The 7,744-nt window shown below is 68.3% G+C and carries 6 protein-coding genes; 3 read left to right on the top strand and 3 right to left on the bottom strand.

All coding sequences use genetic code 11. The annotated features are described in order from the left end of the window. Window positions 1-24: 24 nt before the first annotated feature. Window positions 25-1,974, bottom strand: coding sequence for an acetate--CoA ligase (acs, locus tag QLQ83_RS18380; protein ID WP_282736943.1), 1,950 nt, complete (start codon window positions 1,972-1,974; stop codon window positions 25-27). Window positions 1,975-2,150: 176 nt separating this feature from the next. After that, entirely contained in the window at window positions 2,151-2,699 is a 549-nt protein-coding gene (locus QLQ83_RS18385; protein WP_282736944.1) for a SprT family zinc-dependent metalloprotease, read from the bottom strand. 74 nt (window positions 2,700-2,773) lie between these two features. Between QLQ83_RS18385 and QLQ83_RS18390 the strand changes: the two genes are divergently transcribed. Continuing rightward, window positions 2,774-3,424, top strand: a complete 651-nt coding sequence (locus tag QLQ83_RS18390; protein ID WP_282736945.1) for a YecA/YgfB family protein — start codon at window positions 2,774-2,776, stop codon at window positions 3,422-3,424. A gap of 169 nt (window positions 3,425-3,593) precedes the next feature. Here QLQ83_RS18390 and QLQ83_RS18395 read toward each other — a convergent pair whose 3' ends face one another. Continuing rightward, entirely contained in the window at window positions 3,594-4,715 is a 1,122-nt protein-coding gene (locus QLQ83_RS18395; protein ID WP_282736946.1) for a phospholipase D-like domain-containing protein, read from the bottom strand. A 128-nt stretch (window positions 4,716-4,843) separates the two neighbouring features. Here QLQ83_RS18395 and plsB point away from each other — a divergent pair, with 128 nt between their 5' ends. Beyond that, the gene (gene plsB / locus QLQ83_RS18400) at window positions 4,844-7,309 is read left to right on the top strand and encodes a glycerol-3-phosphate 1-O-acyltransferase PlsB (RefSeq protein WP_282736947.1); all 2,466 of its coding nucleotides are present in this window, start codon (window positions 4,844-4,846) and stop codon (window positions 7,307-7,309) included. Then, window positions 7,281-7,744, top strand: a 464-nt coding sequence (locus QLQ83_RS18405; RefSeq protein WP_282733626.1) for a transposase, incomplete at its 3' end; no start/stop codon positions are given. The genes plsB and QLQ83_RS18405, both read left to right, overlap by 29 nt.

Below are 7,744 nucleotides of genomic sequence, written 5' to 3' on the forward strand. Positions count from 1 at the left end.
CCTGCCGCCGGGCGGGCAGCGCCCTCAGCGGTTGGCGCGATGCTCGATCAACTCGTCGACCACCGACGGGTCCGCCAGGGTACTGGTATCGCCCAGGCCGTCACACTCGTTGGCGGCGATCTTGCGCAGGATGCGGCGCATGATCTTGCCCGAGCGGGTCTTGGGCAGGCCCGGGGCCCACTGGATGACATCCGGCGAGGCGATCGGGCCGATGTCCTTGCGCACCCACTTCGTCAGCTCCTTCTTGAGCTCGTCGCTCTCCTCGAAGCCGTCGGCCAGGGTCACGTAGATGTAGATGCCCTGCCCCTTGATGTCGTGGGGGAAGCCGACCACGGCGGCCTCGGCCACGGCCTCGTGGGCCACCAGGGAGGACTCGATCTCGGCGGTGCCCATGCGGTGGCCGGAGACGTTGAGCACGTCATCGACGCGGCCGGTGATCCAGTAGTAGCCGTCCTCGTCGCGACGACAGCCGTCACCGGTGAAGTACACCCCCTTGAACGCCGAGAAGTAGGTCTGCACGAAGCGCTCGTGATCGCCCCAGATGGAGCGCGCCTGGCCCGGCCAGGAGTCCTGGATCACCAGGTTGCCCTCGGCGGCCCCCTTGAGCTCGTTGCCCTCGTTGTCGACCAGTGCCGGCACCACGCCGAAGAACGGCAGGGTGGCGGAGCCCGGCTTGAGGTCGGTGGCACCGGGTAGCGGCGCGATCATGATCCCGCCGGTCTCGGTCTGCCACCAGGTGTCGACGATGGGGCACTTCCCGTTGCCGATCACTTGATGGAACCATTCCCATGCCTGGGGGTTGATGGGCTCACCCACCGAGCCGAGCACTCGCAGGCTGTCGCGCTTGCTGGAGTCCATGACGTTGTCGCCATGGGCCATCAGGGCGCGCACCGCCGTCGGTGCGGTATAGAGGATGTTGACGTTGTGCTTGTCGACGATCTCGCCCATGCGACCGTGGGACGGGTAGCTGGGCACGCCCTCGAACATCAGGGTGGTGCCGCCGTTGGCCAGCGGGCCATAGACGATGTAGCTGTGGCCGGTGACCCAGCCCACGTCGGCGGTACACCAGTAGACCTCGCCCTCCTGGTAGTCGAAGACGTACTGATGGGTCATGGCGGCATGCAGCAGATAGCCGCCGGTGGTGTGCTTCAGCCCCTTGGGCGCCCCGGTGGAGCCGGAGGTATAGAGGATGAACAGCGGATCCTCGGCCCCCATCTCCTCGGCCGGGCAGTCGGTGGACTGCTTGGTGACGATATCGTCGTACCAGACGTCGCGACCGTCCTTCCAGTCGATCTCGCCGCCGGTGCGCTTGACCACCAGCACGTTCTCGCACACCTCGGTGCCATCGCGGGTCAGGGCGGCATCGACGTTGTCCTTGAGCGGCACCTGCTTGCCGCCGCGCACGGACTCGTCGGCGGTGATGATCAGCTTGGACTTGGCGCCGATCACGCGCTGGGCGACGGCGTCCGGGGAGAAGCCACCGAACACCACCGAGTGCACGGCACCGATGCGGGCACAGGCCAGCATCGCCATGGCGGCCTCGGGAATCATCGGCATGTAGAGCGTGACGACGTCACCCTTGCCGACGCCCAGCTCCTTGAGACCGTTGGCCAGCTGACAGGTCTTCTCGTAGAGCTCACGGTAGGTGAGCGTCTTGTCGTCCTTGGGGTCGTCGCCTTCCCAGATGATCGCCGGCTGGTCGCCGCGGGTCTCGAGATGGCGGTCGAGGCAGTTGACGCTGGCGTTCAGGGTGCCGTCCTCGAACCAGCGGATATCCACGTTGTGCGAGTCGAAGGAGGTGTGCTTGATCTTGGTCGGCGCCTTGAACCAGTCGAGGCGCTTGGCCTGCTCACCCCAGAATCCCTTCGGGTCGTCAACCGACTGCTGGTACATGGCCTCGTAGGTGGCCTTGTCGGCGTGGGCCTTGGCGGCAAACTCGTCGCTTACCGGATAGACTTTCTGCTGCTCGGTCATGGATATGCCTCTGTCCAGGGGGATGGACCCTCCAGGTGGATGTTGCCGGCCGCATTGTGTGTTGGGCGGGCCGGCCCCATAAAACCTGACCACAGCATATACGTCAGGAGGCGGCCTTCCCTTTAGACATTGGTAGAAACATTTTTCTCATATGTCACAATAACTTACGATCAAATTCAGGAAGCGGAACGACCGAGATAGACCAAGGTCTCAGCGCAGTGCCGGCACCGATACCCTCGCCCCCGGCGGACCAGGGCATGCCGTCGGGCGGTGAAGCCGTGCTCTCGGCAGCCGCAACGGTAGCGGTAAGGCGCCGGGCTCGCCCGGCCGGTATCGAAGCGGTGGGTGGCGCGGGGCTCCAGGCCGAAGAGGCGCCACATCACGGTCTGCCACTCGCGGCCGTGGGGGCGCGACCGGTGGCCATCCTCCAGGTGGTGCACCAGCCAGTGGGCCATCTCGTGGGGCACCACCTCGACCAGGAAGGCGAGGCGATTCTCTTCCAGCAGCACCGGGTTGAAGCGCAGCCCGCGGCGACCGAAGTGCGCCTGGCCGGCGCACTTGCCACGCAGGTCCAGCCATACCGCCGGACGTGGCAGCGCGGGATGCAGCTCACGACACAGCTGGTAGGCCGCCTCGGCCCGCTCGATGAGGGTCCGGTGGAGGGCGGCCCGGTCGAGGGCGTCGAGCCGGGTGGGGTCGGGGGCGGGAAGCGCGGGTATCGTCATGGGATGCTAGAATGGCGCCTTCGTGTCGAGGCGTAAAGCCTTCCCCTGCCTCCGTCTTCCCTGCGAGAGCCGTCATGTCCGATGCCGAAACGCCCCTCCCCCAGCCGCTGCTCGAGGACGAGGAGCTCGACCTGCTCGACGACTTCCTCGACTCCGAGCGGGTCGACGCCGACGCCCTGGACCTGATCGGCGCCCACGGCTTCCTGGTGGCGCTGGCCGTCGCCCCGCGCGACACCCCCGCGTCGGCCTGGGTCGCCGAGCTGTTCCATGGTGAACCGGCCTTCGCCGATGACGCCGAGCGCGAGACGATCCTGGGGCTGCTCGAGCGGCTCAGGCACAACGCCATCGAGGTGCTGGAAACGGGCGGCCTCCCGGAACTGCCCTTCGAGCTCGAACTCGGCGACAACACCCCGGAGGAGACGCCGATCGGCGACTGGTGCGCCGGCTTCATGGAAGGCGTCTTCCTCGACGAGGCCGCCTGGTTCGCCGATGACGAGGAGGCCGCCGCCACCCTGCTGCTGCCCTTCATGCTGCTTTCCGGCCTGTTCGAGGACGAACCCGACATGGCGGAGCTGGCCGGTGATGCGACGCGGCTCGAGGGACTCGTCACCCAGCTGCCGGAACTGGTGCTGGACCTCTACCTTCACTATCGGGTCCCCCCCGAGACGCCCAAGCCCAAGCCACGCCGCAAGCAGCCCGCCGGGCGCGGCAAGGGCAAGCGGTAAGCGGGAAGCGGGAAGCGGGAAGCGGGAAGCGGGAAGCGGAAAGCGGGAAGCGGGAAGCGGGAAGCGGGAAGCGGGAAGCGGGAAACCAGCTTGTGGCTTCTGGTACAGGTACCAACGGTTGTCTCTTCAAGCTTACGGCTTAAGGCGTATAGCGCCCGGCGAAGCCGGGCTAGCGTAGCCGGGTCAGCCAGGCATCCAGGGTCCCGTAGAGCCACTCGCGAAAGCGCTGCATCCGTGGCCGCCGGGACCAGGTCTCGGGGTCGATCTCCCGGCTCGACGCGAAGTTGCGCTCGAACAGCCCGGCGACCTCGGCGGCGAAGCGGGGGTCATCCACCTCCTGATTGGCCTCCAGGTTCCATTGCAGGCTCCAGTGGTCGAAGTTGCACGAGCCAAGGCTGACCCAGTCATCGGCCAGCGAGAACTTGGCATGGATGAAGGTGGGCTGGAACTCGAAGATGCGCACCCCCGCCCGCAGCAGGCGGCCATAGAAGCGCTGCCCGGCGTAGCGCACGCCGGGATGGTCGTGAACCTCGCCCGGCAGCAGCAGGCGCACGTCGACGCCGCGTCGGGCGGCCCGGGCCAGGCGCCTGCGCAGGGTGAAGGTGGGTACGAAGTAGGGGGTACAGATCCACAGCCGCTCCGTGGCCGTCGAGACCCGATGATGCAGCGAGTGGCGGATCGCCTGGTAGCGATAGCCCTGCCCCCAGACCACGCGGCCGCGCATGCCGCGGTAACCCTCGCGCTGGCGCGCGGCAAGTTCCAGCCCCCGCACGAGCGAGGCCCTGCCCGGCCCGCGACTCATGGGGGAGTCCCAGAGCCGGCAGAACAGCCGCACCCAGTCGGCCACCACTGGCCCCTCGATGCGCACCGCCACCTCGTACCAGGCATCCAGGAACTCGTCCACCGCCCCGAAGCCGCCGGTGAAGGCCTCGGCACCATCGACCACCACCAGCTTGCGGTGGTCCCGGGTCAGGTTGCGCACCAGCGACTGCACCCCCAGGGGATTGAAGAAGCGCAGCGCCACTCCCCCCTCCTCGAGACGCTGGCGGTCGACGGTGGCGAGCCCCATGGCACCATAGCCGTCGAGCAGCAGCAGCACCGATACGCCGCGCTCGACGGCGCGAACCAGCGCCTCGATCAGCGCGGTGGCGAGCCGGCCGGACTCCATCAGGTAGAGCTCGATCAGCACGGAGTGACGCGCCTGGTCGACGGCCTCGAACATCGTGGGCAGGAAGAGGGCCGCCTCGGGAAGCAGTTCGAAGTGATTGCCGTCTCGCCACATGCCGTGCATGGCACCGTCCCTGTCACATACCGTTACAGCATTGACGCATGTTTGCCGGCCCGGGAAAAGCCCGGCCCCCTGACCGCCGGGAAACGGGCCGCTATACTGACGGCTCACTCCCGGGCACAGGCGACAGGATGAGCCTTGCACGCATGCTGGCCGGTGCCCTGCGCGCGCCGCTCGAGCGACTGATGGCGCGCTGGGCCCGGATCCGGCTGATCGAGCCCGACCCCGAGGCGCTCCCCCTCGAGCCGACGCTCCCGACCCTCTATGTGCTCCCGCACCCGGCGCTCTCCGACACCCTGCTGCTGGCATCGCTGACCCGCGCCCATGGCCTGCCGGCGGCCGGTGGCCGGCGCACCATCGGCGCGGTCACCCTGCCCGCCAGCGTGCCGCTGCCCGCCGCGAGCCGCCGCCTGTGGCGCCGCACGCGGCGACCGGAGGCCCCCTTCCTGTCGCTGATCGAGCAGTGCCGCCGGGACCCCGCCCGTGACGTCCAGCTGGTGCCGGTGAGCATCTTCTGGGGGCGTGCCCCGGGCAAGCGCTTCGGCTTCTGGCAGCTGCTTGCCGCGGACAGCTGGCAGCTCACCGGGCGACTTCGCCGCCTGCTGTCGGTGGTGGTCAACGGCAAGGATGTGGAGGTCCATCTCGGCACGCCGCTCAGGCTCTCCGAGCTGCTCGACGCGCGCGAGGCCCGCCTCACCAATCGCAAGGTCGCGCGGCTGCTGCGGGTGCACTTTCGACGCCTGCGCATCCGAGTGCTGGGCCCGGACCTCTCCCATCGGCGCACCCTGATCGAGGGGGTCGCGGCGAGTCCCGAGGTGCGCCGCGTCATCCGCGAGGTAGCGACCGCGGAGCAGCGTTCGGTGGCGCGTCTGGAGGGCCGGGCCCGCCGCTATGGCCGTGAGATCGCCTCGAACATGACCTATCCGGTGCTGCGCTTCATGGCCGGCCTGCTGCGGCGTCTCTGGAACCGCCTCTACGACGGCGTGGCGGTGCACGGCCTGGAGCGGGTCAAGGCCGTCGCCGGCGACCACACCCTGGTCTACGTGCCCTGCCATCGCAGCCATATCGACTACCTGCTGCTCTCCTACGTGCTCTACCGCGACGGCCTCATGCCCCCGCACATCGCTGCCGGGCGCAACCTCGACATGCCCCTGGTCGGCCCGCTGCTGCGTCGCGGCGGGGCCTTCTTCATGCGACGCAGCTTCCGAGACAACCGCCTCTATGCCACGGTGTTCAACGAGTACCTGCACCGCCTGATCGCTCGCGGCCACCCGCTGGAGTACTTCATCGAGGGCGGGCGTTCGCGCAGTGGCCGCATGCTGCCTGCCCGGCCGGGCATGCTCTCGATGACCCTGCGCTCCTACCTGCGCAGCGCACGCGGCGGGGGCCAGCCGCTGGTCTTCGTGCCGGTCTACATCGGCTACGAGCGGATCCTCGAGAGTGGCAGCTACCAGCGTGAGCTGCATGGCGGCAGGAAGCGCAAGGAGAGCCCGTGGGGACTGCTGCGGGTAGTCGGCCGGCTGCGCCAACCCTTCGGGCAGGTGACGGTGAACATCGGCGAGCCCCTGTCACTCTCGGCCTTTCTCGACGCGGAGGTGCCCGGCTGGCGACGACGGCTCGACGACCCGCGCCCGCCCTGGCTGGCCCGGGTCGTGCCCGGCCTGGGCGAGACCCTCTCGCGGCGCATCAATGCGGCCGCCGCCCTCAACCCGGTCAACCTGGTGGCCCTGGTCCTGCTGGCCACCCCTCACCATGCCATCGAGGCCAGCCTGCTCAAGCGCCAGCTGGCGTTGCTGGTCGCCCTGCAGCAGCGTCTCCCGGGCGGCCGTCATGCCAGCCTCCCGGATGGCACGCCCGACGCCTGGCTCGACCGGGTGCTCGCCCTGGGGATGGTCGAGCGCCGGCCGCACCCGCTGGGCGACATCATCGTCGCCGATGACCACCGGGCCGGCCTGCTGGGCTGGTACCGCAACAACGTGCTGCACCTCTTCGCGCTCGCCGGGCTCACCGCCTTCGCCTTCCGCCACCAGGCATGCCATGACCTTGATGACCTGGAGGCCCTGCTCGCGCCGGGCTGGCCGATCCTCACCCGGGAGCTGATGATCTCCGCGCCGGCCTCGCTGCGCGAGGACCTGGCCACCATGCTCGACGCCCTGGTCGAGGCGGGGCTGCTGGAACGTCACGCCGAAGGCTGGCGACGGCCTCGGGAGGCGCTGGAGGCCGGGGAGCAGCTGCGCATGCTCGGGGGCCTGATGCAGCCCTCCCTGGAGCGCGGCTACCTGCTGCTGTCGGTGCTGCTGAGCGAGCCCGCCGGGCACTTCACGGCCGACGAGCTGACCGCGCGCAGCCGCGAGCTCGCCGAACGGCTGGCCCTGCTCTCGGGGCTGGATGCGCCGGAGTTTTTCGATACCCGGCTTTTTTCCGGCCTGGTGGAGAGCCTGGAGGCACAGGGATGGCTGTACACCGAGAACGGCCGCCTGATGTTCGACGACCGCCTGCGCGAAGCGGCCCAGCAAATGAACTGCACCCCGAAAGTTGGACACCCAATTCAACCTTCGGGGTGTTTCTATGAGGAACCAGTACAGCGACCACTTTAAGTTGCAAGTGGTGCAGCAATACCTGGATGGGGATGTCGGCCTAGAAGTGGTCGCCCACCACTTTGGTCTGGACTATTCCATGGTCAGGCGATGGGTGGAGCAGTACCGGCAGCATGGGCCTTCAGGATTGTGCCAGACACGCCGTCACTACAGCCCAGCGTTCAAGCGCGAGGTGCTGGAAAGGATGTGGCGCGACGGCTTGTCGATCCGGCAGACCGAGGCCCTGTTTGATATCCGTGCCGCTGGCGCTATTGGCAGATGGGAGCGCCAGTACCATAGTGGTGGCCTAATCGCCTTGGAACCGAAACGTACGGGACGCCGCCCGATGCCCCAGAAGCCCCCATCTCCACCGCCCGAGCCTCCCTCCGATGGTGAGCGCTCCCATGAGGAGCTGCTCGAGGAGCTGGCATATCTGCGGGCGGAGAATGCCTATCT

It is taken from the genome of Halomonas rhizosphaerae, assembly GCF_030010555.1.
GTDB lineage: Bacteria > Pseudomonadota > Gammaproteobacteria > Pseudomonadales > Halomonadaceae > Halomonas > Halomonas rhizosphaerae.

Coding starts and splice junctions, on each gene's coding strand:
- acs (WP_282736943.1), bottom strand. CDS start 1,974: ATGACCGAGCAGCAGAAAGTCTATCCGGTAAGCGACGAGTTTGCCGCC.
- QLQ83_RS18385 (WP_282736944.1), bottom strand. CDS start 2,699: ATGACGATACCCGCGCTTCCCGCCCCCGACCCCACCCGGCTCGACGCC.
- QLQ83_RS18390 (WP_282736945.1), top strand. CDS start 2,774: ATGTCCGATGCCGAAACGCCCCTCCCCCAGCCGCTGCTCGAGGACGAG.
- QLQ83_RS18395 (WP_282736946.1), bottom strand. CDS start 4,715: ATGCACGGCATGTGGCGAGACGGCAATCACTTCGAACTGCTTCCCGAG.
- plsB (WP_282736947.1), top strand. CDS start 4,844: ATGAGCCTTGCACGCATGCTGGCCGGTGCCCTGCGCGCGCCGCTCGAG.